The following is a 17,930-nucleotide window of genomic DNA, read 5'->3' on the forward strand; positions in this document are numbered from 1 at the left end:
TCAAAAATCAACTTAATCCAATAACGTGAAATGGTTAGTCGCCAAATCCAGTACCGATGATAAAGATCATCGGACATATAAATAGGCAGCACCAAAGAGTGCAGGCGGCTAACACAGAAAAGGAGTTCACCATGTCTGTATCTTTGAGTGATAAAGCAGCTGTCGAAAATGCTTCAAAAGTAGAACAACAAAGTGAAAAAACAGCAAACAAACCAGCCAGCGCACCGGCAATCGGTGGTGCTGGTCTACGTGGTCAAAGTGCAGGGTCGACTGCGCTATGTACGGTAGGAAAATCAGGAACGGGTTTAACTTACCGTGGCTATGACATTACCGACCTTGCTAACCACGCTCAGTTTGAAGAAGTGGCGCATCTGCTACTAAGAGGCCATTTACCCAATGAAAAAGAGCTAGACGATTATAAAACATTGTTGGTTGGTTTGCGCGGCTTGCCTCAACCTTTGAAAGCAGCGTTGGAGCTTATCCCTGCAGACGCTCATCCAATGGATGTGATGAGAACGGGTTGTTCGATGCTAGGTAATCTAGAGCAAGAGTCTGATTTTTCAGAGCAATTGCCTGCGACCGAACGAATGCTAGCGCTTTTCCCTGCGATTATTTGTTATTGGTACCGCTTTAGCCATGATGGCGTGCGCATTAATACTGAAGATCAAAGCGAAGCATGTCTGGGGGGCTACTTCTTGAAGATGCTAACGGACAAAGCACCGAGTGAACTGCATAAGAAGGTAATGCACTGTTCGCTAACGCTTTACGCAGAGCATGAGTTCAACGCCTCTACTTTTGCTGCCCGTGTCTGTGCATCAACGCTGTCGGATATTCATTCGTGTGTCACTGCTGCGATCGGAACATTGAGAGGTCCTTTACATGGCGGTGCCAATGAAGCTGCGATGGAAATGATCCAAGATTGGAAAACAGCTGATGAAGCAGAAACTAACATCATGCAGATGCTTGCTAACAAAGACAAAATCATGGGCTTCGGTCATGCCATTTATCGTGAAAGCGACCCACGAAATGCTCTAATCAAGCGCTGGTCAAAAGAGCTAGCTCAAGAGGTGGGAGATGAACAGCTTTACGCCGTTTCTGAGCGTGTTGAAGCGGTAATGAAGCGCGAGAAAGGACTGTTTTGTAATGCGGACTTTTTCCACGCCTCTGCCTATCACTTCATGGACATCCCAACCAAACTATTTACTCCGATCTTCGTAATGAGCCGTCTTACAGGTTGGACTGCACACGTATTTGAGCAAAGAGAAAATAATCGCATCATTCGTCCAAGTGCTGACTACACCGGGCCAGAGCATCAAGACTGGCTGCCAATCCATTTACGTTAGTCCTCTATATCGAGCCGACTTATATCTCGAGGTGACTTTTATCTTCATATGATAAGGCCTCGAGAATCAACGAACAGAATTTAACAGATAATGGTGGATGTATGTCTGATGTGAAACTTGAACGGACCCAGAACCTTGAACGAAATCAGTACCGTAAGCCTTTACCCGGTACTCATTTAGAGTATTTCGACGCTTGTGAAGCGATAGAATCGATATCCCCGGGAGCTTACAAAACTTTGCCTTATACGTCGCGAGTGTTGGCGGAACAATTGGTAAGGCGTTGTGATCCTGAAACCCTTGAAGACAGCTTAAAACAGATCATTGAACGTAAGAGCGACTTAGATTTTCCTTGGTATCCTGCGCGCGTGGTGTGTCATGACATTCTTGGTCAAACAGCCTTGGTTGATTTGGCTGGATTAAGAGACGCGATTGCCGACCAAGGCGGAGACCCTGCCAAGGTGAACCCCGTTGTTGAAACCCAACTGATTGTTGATCACTCTCTGGCAGTGGAACACGCAGGCTTTGATAGCGAAGCCTTTGATAAAAACCGCGCCATTGAAGAGCGCAGAAACGAAGACCGTTTTCATTTTATTGAATGGTGTAAAACCGCGTTTAAGAACGTGAGTGTGATTCCTGCTGGTAACGGGATCATGCACCAGATTAACTTGGAGAAAATGTCTCCGGTGATTCAATCCAAAGAGGGCATCGCGTTCCCAGATACCTGTGTCGGCACCGACAGTCATACTCCTCATGTTGATGCTCTGGGCGTCATCGCCATTGGTGTCGGTGGATTGGAAGCTGAGACAGTGATGCTCGGTCGTCCGTCGATGATGCGCTTGCCTGACATAGTCGGTGTTCAACTTACCGGTCAGAGACAAGAAGGGATAACCGCAACGGATATTGTGCTTGCGATTACTGAGTTCCTTCGCAATGAGAGAGTGGTCTCAAGCTATTTGGAATTCTTCGGTGAAGGGGCTCGTGCACTGACTATTGGTGACCGCGCAACTATCTCAAACATGACTCCAGAATATGGCGCGACTGCGGGTATGTTCTATATCGATGAACAGACAATTCAATACCTCAAGCTTACAGGGCGAGAGCCTGAACAGGTTGAATTGGTAGAGCGTTACGCCAAGCAAACCGGACTTTGGGCTGATGACTTAGATTCCGCTCAATACGAACGTGTGCTTGAGTTTGATTTGTCTAAAGTTGAGCGTAACCTTGCGGGGCCTTCAAATCCTCATCGCCGTTTGCCAACCAGAGAGCTGGCTGAACAAGGCATCAGTCAAGCATCTTGGAAAGAGCAGCATGCTAAGCAGTACAGCGATGATCAGATGCCCGATGGTGCCGTAATTATTGCGGCGATTACTTCTTGTACTAACACCAGTAACCCAAGAAACGTGGTCGCCGCGGCATTGGTTGCTAAGAAAGCCAATCAGCTTGGATTAGTTCGTAAGCCGTGGGTGAAAACATCATTTGCGCCGGGTTCTAAAGTTGCCAAACTCTATCTCGAGTCGGCAGGTTTGCTTCCTGAACTTGAACAATTGGGCTTCGGTATCGTCGGCTATGCGTGCACTACCTGTAACGGGATGAGTGGGGCGTTGGATCCTAAAATCCAACAAGAGATCATCGAGCGTGACCTGTACTCAACCGCTGTGTTGTCGGGGAATCGAAACTTTGATGGTCGAATCCATCCCTATGCTAAACAAGCGTTTTTAGCCTCACCGCCATTGGTGGTTGCTTATGCCTTAGCGGGTACGATTCGCTTTGATATCGAAAAAGACAGCCTAGGTACAGACAATAGCGGTAAGCCAATCTATTTAAGTGATTTGTGGCCAAGTGATGCTGAGATCGATTCAGTTGTCGGTGAGCATGTTAAACCACAACAGTTCCAACAAATCTACGTGAAAATGTTCCAGCCAGACGAGGATCAGGTAACTACTGAGCCGCTTTATGATTGGCGACCTCAAAGTACCTATATTCGCAGACCTCCATATTGGGAAGGGGCACTGGCTGGTGAGCGAAGCCTTTCTGGTATGAGACCTTTGGCGATCTTAGGTGACAATATCACCACGGATCATCTATCGCCTTCAAACGCGATTCTCGCTTCGAGTGCGGCAGGTGAGTACTTGGCGAAAATGGAAGTTCCAGAAGAGGACTTTAACTCTTATGCGACTCATCGAGGTGATCACTTAACCGCGCAACGAGCGACGTTCGCTAACCCGAAGCTGTTTAATGAAATGGTGAAAGACGCTGGAGAAGTCGTGCAAGGCTCATTGGCAAGAGTTGAACCCGAGGGGCAAGTTACGCGAATGTGGGAAGCGATTGAAACCTACATGAACCGTAAACAACCCTTGATTGTTGTTGCCGGTGCCGATTATGGACAAGGTTCATCACGTGACTGGGCAGCCAAAGGGGTGCGCTTAGCGGGTGTTGAAGTGATTGTGGCTGAAGGATTTGAAAGAATTCACAGAACCAACTTGGTTGGCATGGGTGTGCTGCCTCTGCAATTTAAAGTTGGGACGAATCGATATACTTTAGAGCTGGACGGCACCGAGCTTTACGACGTGTACGGCGACATTGAAGCAGGTTCTGATTTGGCTCTAGTCATTACTCGTAAAAACGGTGAAAAGCTGGATGTGCCAGTAACCTGTCGACTAGACACGGCAGACGAAGTGAATGTGTACAGTGCTGGTGGCGTATTGCAACGTTTCGCCAAAGACTTTCTCGCACAGTAGGAGCTGGTTATGAACTCTAAACAGATCAAAGTACCGGCTACCTATATGCGTGGAGGCACCAGTAAAGGGGTTTTCTTCAATCTCGAGGACTTACCTGAAGCTGCGCAAGTTGCCGGAGAAGCACGAGACGCATTACTTCTGCGAGTGATTGGCAGCCCGGATCCTTATGGCAAACAAACTGATGGTATGGGTGGTGCGACATCAAGCACCAGCAAAACCGTTATTGTATCGAAAAGCAGTAAAGCCGATCACGATGTTGATTACCTCTTTGGTCAAGTGGCAATAGACAAGCCGTTCGTTGATTGGAGCGGTAACTGCGGCAATCTGTCCGCTGCAGTAGGCCCATTCGCTATTCATAGTAGATTGGTCGATTCGAATCGTATTCCAGAAAACGGTGTGGTCGAGGTGCGAGTATGGCAAGTGAACATAGAGAAAACCATCATTGTTCATGTGCCTATCGCTGATGGTGAAGTTCAAGAGTTAGGTGACTTTGAACTCGATGGTGTCACTTTCCCCGCTGCTGAGATTCAAGTTGATTTCCTAGACCCAGCTGATGCGAGTGGTTCAATGTTTTCTACAGGGAATGTTGTCGATTTCTTAGATGTTCCCGAATTGGGCTGCATCAAAGCGACATACATCAATGCAGGGATACCCACCATTTTTGTTGATGCTGAATCGGTTGGTTATCAAGGCACAGAGCTTCAATCGGACATCAATAGCGATGCCAAAGCCTTGGCTCTGTTTGAATCCATCCGAGCACATGGTGCAGTAGCGATGGGGCTTATTGATTCTTTAGAACAAGCTGAATCACGCCAACACACACCTAAGGTTGCCTTTGTTGCTAAGCCTCAAGCGTATCAAGCCTCCAGTGGTAAATCGGTCGCAGCCAAAGACACCGACCTTCTGGTGCGTGCTTTGTCTATGGGGCAATTGCACCATGCCATGATGGGAACAGCTGCAGTCGCCATTGCTTCAGCGGCGAGTGTTCCGGGTACGTTAGTGAACTTGGCAGCCGGTGAGGGTTCTCGAGATTTTGTGACTTTTGGTCATCCGTCAGGAACGTTAAAGGTGGGGGCTAAAGCGGTACAAACAGAAAGTGGGTGGAACATTGAGAGGGCGATAATGAGTCGTAGTGCCCGAGTGATCATGGAAGGTGCCATTCGTGTGCCTTTTCCCAAGTGAAGCGATTGTCGTGAACGGTCAAATTTTCATGAACACAACGCTGAGAAAAGAGTGCACCCAAGTGACACTGCCAAAAAGCTAGGCGCTTGAAACAATGGATAAATCATGGAGGAGGCACTATGTCTGCTACAAATCGAATGAATAGAAAAACAGACTATATCACCGAGTATCAATGGGCGAGGGAAGACCCCAATTCGTTCTGGGAAACACAATCACAAGCCATTGATTGGTTTGAGTCACCCAGAACGATATTACAAACTGACGAAAACGGTATTGAACGTTGGTTTCCTGATGGGGTGATGAACACTTGTTGGTTGGCACTTGATTATCATTGTGAAAATGGGCGAGGTGACAATACCGCACTGATTTACGATTCTCCAGTTACAGGAAATCAATCCTCGTACACTTATCATCAATTGCGTGACCAAGTGGCAAAAGTCGCTGGTATGTTAGCTATGCAAGGCGTTACTAAAGGCGATCGTGTTGTTATCTACATGCCAATGATTCCTGAAGCGGCGATGGCAATGCTGGCCTGTGCACGACTAGGTGCGGTGCATTCGGTGGTGTTTGGAGGTTTTGCTCCTCATGAGCTTGCCGTACGTATCGAAGATGCCGAGCCGAAGGTGTTGATTACTGCCTCCTGCGGTGTCGAGATAAATAAAGTCTTGCCATATAAGCCCATGGTCGATAGAGCGATCATGGACAGTCATTGGAAGCCTGAAAAAGTGGTGGTATTCCAAAGAGAGCAGTCTTTAGCTGAATTGAGCAATGAACGCGACGTACTTTGGCAGCAAGCGGTTAACGATGCATTGCCACACAGCTGCTTTCCTGTTTTGGCAACCGATCCTTTGTATATTCTTTACACGTCAGGCACTACGGGTAAGCCAAAAGGTGTGGTGCGTGACAATGGTGGTCATGCGGTCGCCATGAAATACTCGATGAGTACTATCTACGATATGCCACAAGATGGCGTGTTTTGGGCAGCTTCTGATGTCGGTTGGGTGGTCGGGCATTCCTATATTGTTTATGCACCATTGATTCATGGTTGTACGACCATTTTGTTTGAAGGCAAGCCAGTACGAACGCCAGATCCCGGCGCATTCTGGCGAGTGTGTGAAGAATACAACGTCGATGTGCTGTTTTCTGCTCCAACGGCATTTAGAGCCATTAAGAAAGAAGATCCCAAAGGCGAGTTACTTACCAAGTATGACCTATCATCACTCAAGTCGATTTTCATGGCTGGCGAGCGTTTAGACCCGCCAACATTGGATTGGGTCGAGTCTCATACCAATAAACCGGTTATCGACCACTGGTGGCAAACCGAAACGGGTTGGGCTATTTCTGCCAATCCAACAGGGCTTGAATCTTTGCCAGTGAAAGCGGGTTCTTCCACTAAACCTGTTCCGGGTTACCAAGTGGAGATTCTCAATGAACTCGGTGAAATAGCTCAGCCTAATCAACAAGGATTTGTGGCTCTTAAACGCCCATTGCCACCCGGTTGTCTGCCAACAGTTTGGCGTAATCATGATCGATTTGAATCTGGCTATCTGAGCCAATTCCCGGGTTATTACGTTTCGGGTGATGGCGGTTATCTCGATGAAGATGGGTATCTATTTATCATGGGTCGTATTGATGATGTGATTAATGTCGCAGGACATCGATTGTCTACTGGTGAAATGGAAGAGATCGTGGGTGGTCACCCAGCGATTGCTGAATGTGCCGTTGTCGGTATTCACGATGACTTAAAAGGGCAGTTACCGCTGGGTTTAGTTGTGCTGAAAGATGGTGTAAAAGTCGATGGTATAGAGTTACAAGAGGAGTTGATTGGAAAGGTTCGAAATGAGATTGGTGCGGTAGCCTGTTTTAAGCAAGCCTTGGTGGTCGAGAGGTTGCCTAAGACACGCTCAGGTAAGATTTTACGTAGAACCATCCGACAGATCGCAGAAGGTGAACAATATGTGGTGCCTTCGACGATTGATGACCCTACCAGTTTAACGGAAATTGCTGAAAAGCTCGGTAAATAGGCTTAGTTGTTTTGGTAATTTGATCGTCGGCTCGTATATTAATACATAAGCCAGCGTGATGGTTTACCTAAACTCTACTTTATTCATCCGCTTATCCATTGCGTTTACTATGACCTCATTATGATTCCCACATATTGAGGTCTTTTTATGCGAGCTTACTTTTTGTTGATTGCTTTACTGGTTAGTGGTGCTGCTAGTGCTAGTACTTCAAAGGATCAAGCGAGTAGAGCGTTGTTAGAGCCTTTGAGTCATCCTAAGGTATTTAAATGTGTATCCAAGACTGGCGTAGCTCTCTATCAAGCGGTTTTTGATATCGGTGTGGGGTATGAAGCCGACCCTATTAATTCGAAGATGATCGTCAATTCAAGGAAAGGCCGCTACGAATATCAAATCTTAGGTGCGGTAAGGTCTGAAAGGGCCGGTGAAATTGTTGTGTTGACTCGCCATGTGGGAGATGGGATTAAAGTGGCTGCTATGATTGATGACGAAACTGGCAAGATACTGGGGATCGGTGATAAACACCACTACCGAGACTGCGGTGTAAGACCGCCACCTAGTGCGGCGGATATGCAGAACTTTTGGTCCAAGGACTAAGATCGATATCTGAAAGGCAAGAATTATAGAGAAAAGAGCGATTGAGGCGACCTTATTGGTCGCCTTTTCTGTTGGTGAGGATAAAGTGATCTTAAAGATATATATCATTAAGCAGTAGCTGAATAATACATAGTTGAACATGATGTATCGTCTAAACGTGGCTTTATTTATCCCATTAACGGTTCTGCTTAAGATAGCTTTACTCCAAATGAAGAACTAAGCGAGATTCCTATGAAATTCACTAAACCTTTTCTTTTAACGACACTGATTGTGACTCTTTCTGGTTGCGCATCACCAGCAATGGATAACGAAAATGAGAATGCTGCACGTAATCGTGGTGCTGTAGGTGGTGCTTTATTAGGAGCAACAGCAGGAGCTTTAACTGGAGATGCGAGTTTAGCGGTGAAGGGCGCTGCATTAGGTGGTGTGACCGGTGGCGTTGCGGGTTCAATGAAAGATACGGACGATGCAAGAAACGCACAACGAACCCAAGTTACTGCTGATGGTCTAGCGCAAGACAATCGCACCGATGCAGAAAAACGAGTTGCTGAAGTAGAGGCGGAAATTAAGCTTATTGAACTAGAACAACAGCTTGCAGATCTCAAAGAAGAGAAAGAAGATAACGGTGCATAAAGTTAAAGCTACAGCTTCGATATTCGTTTAATTCAAAATTATTCAAACAGAATGGCCACGTAATGTGGCCGTTTTTGTATCTAAAACACACACATTAAACAATGAATTAATTCAATAACTTGTATAGATACTCACGCCAAGTAAACTAGACTCAGTTTAGATATTAATTTGGTTTGAGAAGCGCAATAGTCATGAATGTCACCTTAAGGGCCGCAAAGCACGCGGATTTGGAACAACTTAACGAGTTAATGTTCGATCTCCATCATCACCACCACCTTGCTAGCCCGGAACACTTTAAAACGGCAGAAGAGATTGAGCAGGAAAAAAGCATTGCACGATACTTGGATGATCCTGAATGTTTGGTTTATGTGGCATTAAAGGGTGAGCTCATTGTTGGCTTTATCTCTGGGCATTTTTGTGAGCTTATCTCAACGGTGAGTAAACCAGTGCCGATGGGGAGTGTTGATGAGCTGTTTGTCTTGCCTGATTATCGAAAAGAATCAATTGCTGAAAAGCTGTTTAACAAAGTTGAAAGTACTTTTGATGATTATGGGGTTGAACAAGTCTTTGTAGAGGTTTGGGACTTTAATTCACCTGCCAAGGACTTCTATCAAAAAATGGGGTTCACACCTCACATTCAATGGATGAGGAAGGCTTTGCGCAAAACGTAGACAGCGATTTTGTGCGGCTTTGATTACACTAGGCGTGATGCATTAGCAGTCTCAAATTTCTTCTATTATTTTTTAGGTAAACTCGTTGGTTATTCGATATTTATTAGTTTTCATACTGTCTCTTTTGAGTACTACTTCCGCTTGGGCTAACAACACTTTGCCCGACCATATTGCGGGCGCTTTGTGTGTAGTACGTGCTGATAACCAAATCGTGTTGGTTGATGAGTTGATCACAGGTCAATTGTCTCTACCGGGAGGAACTGTTGTTTCGGGTGAGCCGCCATCGGTCGCGGCGCAACGTGAGACTTGGGAAGAGGCAGGGCTGTCTGTAACGGTTGGCGATGTGCTGGGGTATACCGACAGCGCCGTTGTGTTTGATTGTATCTCTGACTCTGAAGTGATCAGCTACAAAGCTCGAAATGAGTTAGGTGGCTTTGAGTTGCCGATTTGGTTTGCCCCTCATTATGGTGTGGAAGTCAGCCGAGCGATGTTACTTCCTCCTACTGAATTGCAAGATCACCAATACCGCTATCCAGAACAGTGGCCAGAGATTAACGAGCTGTTTTTATCCGCAACAGATCAACCGGTAACGTATGTGACTGAGCTGGTGGGCGCGGCACCGAAAGTTCATCAAGTTGAATTAAGTTGGATTGTGTCGCTTCAAAACGCGTTCAATAAGATGCCAAGCGTGTTTGGGAATACTGTTCTTTTGACTGACTTGTTAGCGAAGCCATGGGTTTTCATCGTGATATTGCCGCTAATTGCGTGGCATTTTGGTCGTAACTTCGCGTTGAAGTTTGGCTTCACTTTGATTTCGGTGACACTGCTAACTTTGATTGCGCATCAAGGTTTTGGTTTTCCACGCCCGCATGCCTACCTGCCAACACTGAAGCTGGTAATGAGTAGTGGCTATAGTTTTCCGAGTCTGTTGGCTGCCTTATGGGTGAGCTTAACCTTGTTAGTTTTTTGGAAACTAAAGTGTCTCTTGGAACAAAAATCTATATTGATTGTGCTTGCTGGCGTACTTTGGATCATGCTGTTTAAGTCTTATTCAGGCAGTGCGTTCATTAGTGATGTCTTAATGGGGGGCGTATTAGGTGCATTAACGACGTGGCACATAGTCAGATTAGATGCAAAACCTGATGTGGATATTAGTGCCTTATTGAGCTCTAAAGGTGTCTGGTGGGCATTATGCTTACTGTCGATTGTTCTCACGGTGATATGGCCACTGCCTACATTTTCATTCTGGGTGGCCATTTTGATGACGATTGCATGTCTAGTGACGTTAACAGACTCGAAACCTTTGGTCGGTCAGTTTTCATTCAAGATCGTGGTTGGAGTGATGGCGATGCTGTTAGCGGGAAATCTGCTGATTAGCTGGGCAGGAAGCTTTGTCTCTTTCAGTGGTATTGCTTCATTTATTATTGAAACGTTACGTTTCCCAATCTTGATTCTGTTTGGTGTGGTGGCATTTCGTCTGCCTTGGGCAAGAAAATAGTCGAACGATACTTGTTAAATAAAAGAAGGCTGTGCAGTGCGCAGCCTTTGTTATTTTTGCAACAAGCAAGAAGTCATTCTCACTAGAGCCTGGTGAGCGTTTATGAGTTGAAGATAAACTTCTCAATCGCGACCGCTACACCATGGTCGTCGTTGCTCGCAGTGATGTGATTCGCCAATTTCTTGGTTTCTTCCATTGCGTTGTCCATTGCAATGCCAAGGCCTGCGTATTCAAGCATATGGTGATCGTTTTCAGCGTCACCCATGCAGATTACTTCTTCCGCTTTAATGCCTAAGTGTTTCGCTATTGCTTCAATACCGACACCCTTATTTGAATTTGGATTTAGGAACTCTAAGAAAAATGGTGCACTTTGCACGATAGTAAACTGAGACTTAAGCTCTTGTGGCAACTTGCCGATGATTTCAGTCAGCTTGCTTGGTTCAGCGACAATCATAGTTTTGATGATTTCGTGGTTATCTTCTAGCTGTGAAAAATCGAACTCAGTTATATCTAAGCCGTTAATACGCGCTTCAATACCAGTGTATTCATTGTTCTCAGGTGTGATTAAGCCGTAAACCTTACTGAAAGCATGAACATAACCACCAAGCTGTGCAGCGAGGGTAGCGATATCTTTTGCGGCTTTACCATTGCTGATCTCACTGTGAATGATCTCTTTTGTCGATACGTTCTGAACCATCGAGCCGTTGTAGAAGAGTACGAAGTCATCTTCGCCGTTAATTGATAGCTCATCTAATTTGCTTTGCATGCCTTCTAAAGGGCGACCAGAAGCTAGAACCACTTTCACACCCGCAGCTCGTGCTTTGGCGATCGCGTCTTTGTTCTCTTGAGAAATCACTTTTTCACTATTGAGTAATGTGCCATCCATATCAAGAGCAATCAGTTTGTACATGTTGTTCCTTACTAAAAAATTAAAAGCTAACGAAATCTAATGGGCGAAAGGATAAGGGAACTTGAAACTTCAGGCTAGGGCTTTGATCAACTCATTTATCAGTACTCATTTGTTTGACCAAAAGGGGGAAGTGCTTTAAGGTCTGCGGTTGATTAATTTCATCCAATGATTGAGCTGAGGGAAAGTTGTACAAGATTAATGAAATGTTTGAAACCATTCAGGGTGAGGGCGTGTTTACTGGCGTTCCCGCTGTTTTTGTTCGTCTACAAGTTTGTCCAGTAGGCTGTTCTTGGTGTGACACCAAACAGACCTGGGACGCTTTACCAGAAGACGAGACTAGCCTTGGCGATATCATGGTTAAGACAGAGGACTCGCCTACTTGGTCAGCAATCGATGCTCAAGGAATCGTGAATGAATATATCAAGCAAGGTTACACTGCGAAGCACATTGTGATTACAGGTGGTGAGCCGTGCATTTATGATCTTGTTCCTCTTACTGAAGCATTTGAGCAGCACGGTTGTCGCTGTCAGATTGAGACTAGCGGAACATCAGAAGTAAAAGCCACACATGACACTTGGGTTACGGTGTCACCTAAAGTGGCAATGAAAGCGAAACTGGAAATCTTAGATAGCGCCTTACAACGTGCTAATGAAATTAAGCATCCAGTAGGTACAAACAAAGACATCGAACAACTTGACGGTTTATTGGAGCGAGCTGCGGTTCCTAGCGACACTGTTATCGCTCTGCAGCCAATCAGCCAAAAAGACCGCGCAACTCAGCTTTGTATTGATATCTGCATTGAGCGCAATTGGCGCTTATCAATACAAACTCACAAATATTTGAGCATCGCATAGGTTGTATTTTTACTGGGTAAGATAAGTCGCTAGTAGAAGGTTCTCGTAAGGATTTAAGATGAAAAAAGCAGTGGTAGTATTCAGTGGGGGTCAAGACTCAACAACGTGTCTTGTTCAAGCATTAAAAGAGTATGATGAAGTTCATGCGATTACATTTGATTATGGTCAGCGTCATAGACTCGAGATTGAAGTCGCTGAGTCATTGTCGAAAGAGCTTGGTGTGAAAGCACACAAAGTAATGGATGTGACTTTATTGAATGAACTGGCTATTAGCTCTCTGACTCGCGACGATATTCCTGTGTCTCATGAGCTGCAAGAGAATGGACTACCAAACTCTTTTGTTCCTGGTCGTAATATTCTGTTTTTAACTTTGGCGGGTATTTACGCTTACCAAATCGGTGCTGAAACAGTGATTACAGGTGTGTGTGAAACAGACTTTTCTGGTTACCCTGACTGCCGCAATGATTTTGTGAAGGCGATGAACTCTGCGCTTGTGCAAGGTATGGATAAGCAGCTTGATATCAAAACACCGCTAATGTGGCTAAACAAGGCTGAGACATGGGCGCTAGCAGACCAGTACTCAGCACTTGAGCTTGTTAGAAACAAAACACTGACTTGTTACAACGGCATTGTTGGTGATGGCTGTGGCGATTGCCCGGCATGTGAACTGCGTAAAGTTGGCCTTAACGATTATCTAGGTGATCGCGAAAGCATTATGGCTGAATTGGTTCGCAAACAGACGGAGAATAAATAATCTCAGGTAAATCAATCGGTTCGTTATATGCATCAATAATACAGTTTCGACCGTTGCTTTTGGCTTGATAGAGCGCTTGGTCAAGCACTGAATACAAGTCATCAAAGTCACTTAATGCGTTTGAGGTTGCTAGATAAGCAAAGCTTGCGGTTACATTAAGTGGCTTTTTGCTTTCTGAGAAGAAGACGGTGCTGGATATAGCGTAGTGCAACTCTTCAACGCGTTCTCGCACCTCTGCAGGTTTGGTATCGGTTAGCATGATGACGAACTCTTCGCCCCCTAAGCGACCAAACAATTCACCATTCACTAAGTGTTTTCTAATTTTCTCACTAATATGGAGCAGGGCTCGATCACCAGTAGGGTGCCCATGCTCATCATTAATCTTCTTAAACTTATCTAGATCGAGCAGCACGAGCACATGCTGTTTGTCCGTCTCTTTACAGCGTTTTACTCTTTTGATTCTTCGAATTATCTCGGTTCGACCGTATGCTTTCGTCAAGCCATCAATTGCTGCTTTTGCGCGAACCGTTTTGTTGACCAATACCGTAAAGCTTGCAGCGCAAAGCAATAGAATAACAACGATGTTGTACATCCATCTTTGATGTTCCATTTTTTCAATTTGAACACGATCGAGTTTCGCCTGATGTGTCAGGAAAGAGCTTTCTAGTTCTTGTTCATATTTGGCGTGCGTTAGGCCGAGCGCTTCGAGTGCAAGTCGATTATCGATGTCTCTAGCTTCCATTTGTATTGATGAGTATCGCTGGTATAAATAGAAAGCTTGTTGGTAATCGCCGAGTGATTGATGTATGTCCGAAAGCTGCAGAAGTGATTGAGCGATGTACTTGTGTCTTGTGACTTGCTCGGATACTTTTAAAGCTTGCTGAGCATAATTGAGCGCCTCTGTTGTCAGCTTTTGATCTTCGAACATATCGCTGATCGCCAAGTAAGCGTTAATACGAATGACGTTGTTACTTAATTCATTCGAAGCCGACAGAGCGTTGACTAAGTAACCTCTCGCCAAATCATAGTCTTTAATTTGAGTGTAGGCTTTTCCTAAGCCAAGACTTATTAGTGCGATACCGTAGCTATGAGATGATGTAGTTAACAGTGTTTTTGCTTGCTGAAAGTGGTTAATTGCTAGGTCACTTTGCTTTTGGTTGAGGTAGAGATCCGCAAGGCTGTGATGTACTTGTGCTTTCATTAAATCAGAAGCGTCAGCTCTGAGTATGAGTGCTTCTTTTAGGTACTCTGTCGACTTCTCATATTGCTTTAATTCCTTGAGCAAGTTTCCTACATCGTTATAGATCCCCGAAATATCGTGTCCTTGTGGGAATACGTTTATCAGCGATAGGTAGGTATCTAGAGCAGATTGATAGTCACTGCGGAAATGGTGATTGTTGGCGATGACTCGATAAGTCGCAAACTTTGGTAATACTGGGTCAGCGATGTTGTGTAAGTCCGACTTAAGTGCAGAGCAATAATAGTTCGCTTGATGGTATTTAGCTTGCTCATTAAGCGAACGGCACATCTGGTATTTTAATAGAGCTTTTCCAGTTAAATCACTGTGTGATTGCATTTTTGCCAATAGTGTAAGAAAGCCTTGTTGTGCTTCCTCATATTGGCCTTGGCCATCTTTAATCAGAGCAGAAATAAATGCTGTTTCTATCGCTTGGTAGTAGCTGTCGTTTGAAGCGATCCCGTAGAACGGCTGATCTCGGTGGCTCATGTATTGATACAGAAGAGACGCAAGGTAAAGCTTATCTCCGTAAACCGTTGACCCGATGTAGCGTGTTTGCAGCATGTTTAATGCGCGTTCAGGAGAGTGATTTAAAGTAGAGAGATAAAGTGCGTTCCAATCAGCATTTGGAGTAGGGCTTAAATTGGAGGTATAGACTGGTGAATTGTTGTCACGATCTGATGTTGATACTTGGCTATAAGAACAAAAGCTAATGAATAGTAGAAAGGTAACAAAAACGAAGTGATTCACAAGAGACGATCAATCAGATAAAGAACGATATTCTATTATTAGTTTGATGTTGCTTCAAATTTTGAATGGTGCGGCTACGAGGTTATGCGAGGTAGGTCTCTAATTTATTGATACTAATCAGAGGTATATCGGTCGCACGATTCGCGCGACCGATATCGGAAATTAGATGTATAATTTCGCTAGGTCAGAAGGCTCAAGTTCTTTGCCTTCTAATGTTGCATTCCAGTTAGTACCAACAAGAACGCCGTCTTCAGCAAGAGTCAGTAACCAATCTTCTACAAAGATATCTAGTGGAATTTCTAATACTTCGAAGTCAGCCCACTCTTCAACATTGTGAGTCTGAGCATCTTCTTTTGAAGACCAGAAAGGCATCACTTCGCTATTTTCGAATTCACTTGAGTCACATGCTAGCCAACCTTCTTCGTTGCGAAGGCCCCATACCAGTTTAGTTTCCTGTGTTTCAGAAACGAAAAGTTCTAGATTTGCTTGAGTATCAGCTGTTAGTTTGCTCATGGATTAATTCTCTATGTTGATAACGGGGCAAGATTAACATTATAGACGGCTTAGGTATATGCTATTCAAGGAATTATCACCATACTGAAACGCTAACTTAAGATAAGGTTTCAGTATGGTGGAAGAAGGGTAGATCCTACTTCTTTATTTTGGTGAAGATATGCCACTCTTCTTTGATATTGCCCTTAAACCCAACAACCGAAGCGACAACTTTTCGATGTAGTGCGTGATTGATTTCTGTGTCATCACTGCTGAATTCAGAGTCGCCATGACCTACTATATTAACTCTAGATGGTTGAATACCATTGCTTATCAGTGCACGCCTTACATGTAACGCGCGCTCTTTTGAGAGCTTTAAATTGTGTTCGGAATTGCCCACTTTGCTAGCATAACCTTGCAATTCAATACTCGTACTCTCGTAACGCTTCAAGAAAGCAGCCATCTGGCGTATCTGCCCTAGAAAGACAGGGTTTATTTCCGTAGAGTTATTAGCAAAGAGTATATGGAGCTCTTTCTTTTCTGAAGATTCGAAATATGAACCACAACCGTTGTTATCTATCTCTGCGCCAATTTGAGTATCAGCACACAGATCTCTAGCATTGATTACTCCATCATTATCATCATCTTCGAGATCATAAATTTGTGTGATTTCAGGAAGAGCTCGATATTCAAATTCTTCATCGCTTGTTTCAGCTAAAACATTGGCAGAGACAACCATGATACAAAGCGGAAATACAGTCTTTATCAGCTTCATTAGTATTCTACCTTTTTATTCCATTCTTGAGGGGTTTCAACGCGTAGTCCGGTCAACAGGTTTCCTGTTGCGTTCATCACTCTGTATTTTGCGTATTGTTCGTCGTATTTAGCATCCAGATAGCCCTTACGGGCTTCGAATAGTTCGTTCTCGGTGTTAAGCAAATCGAGAAGGGTACGTTTACCGATACGGTATTGTTTCTCATAAGAGATAACGGTGTCTGATGCCGAGTCTACGTGGTCAGATAAAAACTCTTTCTGTTGAACGGTTAAATCAAGTGCGCTCCATGAAAGACGTAAGCTCTCTTCTACATTACGGTAAGTACTCTCGCGGAGGTCTTTGGCTTTGTTTAGTTGATAAGCGGCACTTTCTGCACGGTCTTGGTCTGAACCGCCGTTGTAAAGGTTGTATCTTAAGCGAACCATCGCAGAAAACTCGTCACTGCTGCCTGGAGTTCCACCGGCATCATCGCGCCAGGTTTGAGCGGCTTCAAAAGAAACCGTTGGGTAGTTGGTGCTCTTAGATTGCTTGTATTGAAATTTCGCTGAGTCTACATCGGCTTGTGCAATCTTAATTACTGGGTGCTGATTAAACGCTTTTACTAATGCGCCATCAACCGTGTAAGGGATAGCGCCTGCATCTGCGCGAGGGAAGGTTAACCCTAACGGAGATTGACCCACAAGCCTTTTGAATTGAGTGTGAGTGTCAAAAAGGTTGTTTTGAGCAGCAAGCAAGTTCCCGTGCGCTTTCGCAATACGAGCTTCAACTTGTGACATATCTGCGGTTGAACCAATACCTGATTCGACGCGTTTGCGAATATCGCTGTATATTTTTTTGTGTGTTGCGAGGTTGTTTTCAGAGAGTGAAAGCACTTCATAGGCTTTTACCGCATCGAGGTAAACTTTAGTCACTTCTAATGCGATATCCTGCGCATTAGACAGTAATTGATAGCGCACAGACTCTGCATCAGCCGCGGTACGGTCGATATCATTGGATGTATTAGCACCATCCCATATCAACTGGGTCAACGTGATCGTTGCTTCTTTTCTAGTCAGATCGGTAGTGTCTTGGTTGGTTACAAGATCAGTATGTTCATAACCAATCCCACCATCTAAGTCTATACTCGGACGGTAAGCACCACCAGAAGCATCATTAATATATCGCTTACTGACATATTCATTATAAGCACTTTTGATTTCAGGGTTACTTTCTAAAGTAAACGCAACGGCTTGCTCTAAGGTTTGTGCTGTCGTCGGTAAGCTAATACTTATAGCGAACCCTAATGTTGTTATTTGAAGCCTATTCAATTTGCATCTCCCTAAAATCAGCTGGCATCTAAGTCGTGAATTTATGTTGTTATATACAAAATTTAGATGAACCGCCAAAAAAACCACGTTCGCTAAGCTGGCGTTCGCAAATGGTTGTAAAAATGTTAACCGATCGGCGTGCGTTTTATGATGTTTTTGTACACGTCA

General features: G+C 44.6%; 15 protein-coding genes. 10 read left to right on the forward strand and 5 right to left on the reverse strand.

Features of this window, described 5'->3' with window-relative positions; genetic code table 11:
* The first annotated feature begins 131 nt into the window (after nucleotides 1-131).
* The 8 genes from prpC to L4C44_RS17335 all read left to right on the forward strand — a co-directional run bounded on the left by prpC (nucleotide 132) and on the right by L4C44_RS17335 (nucleotide 10,683).
* Nucleotides 132-1,343 carry a bifunctional 2-methylcitrate synthase/citrate synthase gene (prpC, locus tag L4C44_RS17300; RefSeq protein ID WP_019820716.1) on the forward strand — a complete coding sequence of 404 codons (1,212 nt, stop codon included), beginning with the start codon at nucleotides 132-134 and terminating at the stop codon, nucleotides 1,341-1,343.
* A 101-nt stretch (nucleotides 1,344-1,444) separates the two neighbouring features.
* The gene (gene acnD / locus L4C44_RS17305; protein ID WP_428805469.1) at nucleotides 1,445-4,081 is read left to right on the forward strand and encodes a Fe/S-dependent 2-methylisocitrate dehydratase AcnD; all 2,637 of its coding nucleotides are present in this window, start codon (nucleotides 1,445-1,447) and stop codon (nucleotides 4,079-4,081) included.
* 9 nt (nucleotides 4,082-4,090) lie between these two features.
* Nucleotides 4,091-5,263 carry a 2-methylaconitate cis-trans isomerase PrpF gene (gene prpF / locus L4C44_RS17310; RefSeq protein ID WP_372384140.1) on the forward strand — a complete coding sequence of 391 codons (1,173 nt, stop codon included), beginning with the start codon at nucleotides 4,091-4,093 and terminating at the stop codon, nucleotides 5,261-5,263.
* Nucleotides 5,264-5,382: 119 nt separating this feature from the next.
* Complete coding sequence (locus tag L4C44_RS17315) at nucleotides 5,383-7,287, forward strand: propionyl-CoA synthetase (protein ID WP_428805470.1); 1,905 nt, start codon at nucleotides 5,383-5,385, stop codon at nucleotides 7,285-7,287.
* A 147-nt stretch (nucleotides 7,288-7,434) separates the two neighbouring features.
* Nucleotides 7,435-7,881 carry a hypothetical protein gene (locus tag L4C44_RS17320; protein ID WP_146489984.1) on the forward strand — a complete coding sequence of 149 codons (447 nt, stop codon included), beginning with the start codon at nucleotides 7,435-7,437 and terminating at the stop codon, nucleotides 7,879-7,881.
* A 231-nt stretch (nucleotides 7,882-8,112) separates the two neighbouring features.
* Nucleotides 8,113-8,514, forward strand: a complete 402-nt coding sequence (locus L4C44_RS17325) for a YMGG-like glycine zipper-containing protein (protein WP_136974306.1) — start codon at nucleotides 8,113-8,115, stop codon at nucleotides 8,512-8,514.
* Nucleotides 8,515-8,705: 191 nt separating this feature from the next.
* The gene (locus tag L4C44_RS17330) at nucleotides 8,706-9,185 is read left to right on the forward strand and encodes a GNAT family N-acetyltransferase (protein WP_146489986.1); all 480 of its coding nucleotides are present in this window, start codon (nucleotides 8,706-8,708) and stop codon (nucleotides 9,183-9,185) included.
* An 85-nt stretch (nucleotides 9,186-9,270) separates the two neighbouring features.
* Complete coding sequence (locus tag L4C44_RS17335; RefSeq protein ID WP_428805471.1) at nucleotides 9,271-10,683, forward strand: bifunctional NUDIX hydrolase/phosphatase PAP2 family protein; 1,413 nt, start codon at nucleotides 9,271-9,273, stop codon at nucleotides 10,681-10,683.
* Between the two features lie 100 nt (nucleotides 10,684-10,783).
* Here the strand turns inward: L4C44_RS17335 and L4C44_RS17340 are convergent, their stop codons facing one another.
* Nucleotides 10,784-11,593: a Cof-type HAD-IIB family hydrolase gene (locus tag L4C44_RS17340; RefSeq protein WP_146489988.1), complete on the reverse strand. Its 810-nt coding sequence runs from the start codon at nucleotides 11,591-11,593 to the stop codon at nucleotides 10,784-10,786.
* A 185-nt stretch (nucleotides 11,594-11,778) separates the two neighbouring features.
* Between L4C44_RS17340 and queE the strand changes: the two genes are divergently transcribed.
* Both queE and queC read left to right on the forward strand, forming a co-directional pair.
* Complete coding sequence (gene queE / locus L4C44_RS17345; protein ID WP_353057840.1) at nucleotides 11,779-12,447, forward strand: 7-carboxy-7-deazaguanine synthase QueE; 669 nt, start codon at nucleotides 11,779-11,781, stop codon at nucleotides 12,445-12,447.
* 58 nt (nucleotides 12,448-12,505) lie between these two features.
* Nucleotides 12,506-13,201, forward strand: coding sequence for a 7-cyano-7-deazaguanine synthase QueC (gene queC / locus L4C44_RS17350; RefSeq protein WP_146489990.1), 696 nt, complete (start codon nucleotides 12,506-12,508; stop codon nucleotides 13,199-13,201).
* Here queC and L4C44_RS17355 read toward each other — a convergent pair.
* The 4 genes from L4C44_RS17355 to L4C44_RS17370 all read right to left on the reverse strand — a co-directional run bounded on the left by L4C44_RS17355 (nucleotide 13,161) and on the right by L4C44_RS17370 (nucleotide 17,762).
* A complete protein-coding gene (locus L4C44_RS17355; RefSeq protein WP_428805472.1) occupies nucleotides 13,161-15,188 on the reverse strand; it encodes a diguanylate cyclase in 2,028 nt (675 codons plus the stop codon). The genes queC and L4C44_RS17355 overlap by 41 nt on opposite strands.
* A 162-nt stretch (nucleotides 15,189-15,350) precedes the next feature.
* A complete protein-coding gene (locus L4C44_RS17360; protein WP_017062305.1) occupies nucleotides 15,351-15,701 on the reverse strand; it encodes a DUF2750 domain-containing protein in 351 nt (116 codons plus the stop codon).
* A 136-nt stretch (nucleotides 15,702-15,837) separates the two neighbouring features.
* Nucleotides 15,838-16,455, reverse strand: a complete 618-nt coding sequence (locus tag L4C44_RS17365) for an OmpA family protein (RefSeq protein ID WP_428805473.1) — start codon at nucleotides 16,453-16,455, stop codon at nucleotides 15,838-15,840.
* Nucleotides 16,455-17,762, reverse strand: a complete 1,308-nt coding sequence (locus tag L4C44_RS17370; protein WP_428805474.1) for a TolC family outer membrane protein — start codon at nucleotides 17,760-17,762, stop codon at nucleotides 16,455-16,457. The genes L4C44_RS17365 and L4C44_RS17370 overlap by 1 nt, the downstream gene beginning before the upstream one ends.
* Nucleotides 17,763-17,930: the final 168 nt, after the last annotated feature.

The sequence above is a fragment of the Vibrio satsumensis genome, assembly GCF_050337435.1.
Taxonomy (GTDB): Bacteria; Pseudomonadota; Gammaproteobacteria; order Enterobacterales; family Vibrionaceae; genus Vibrio; species Vibrio satsumensis.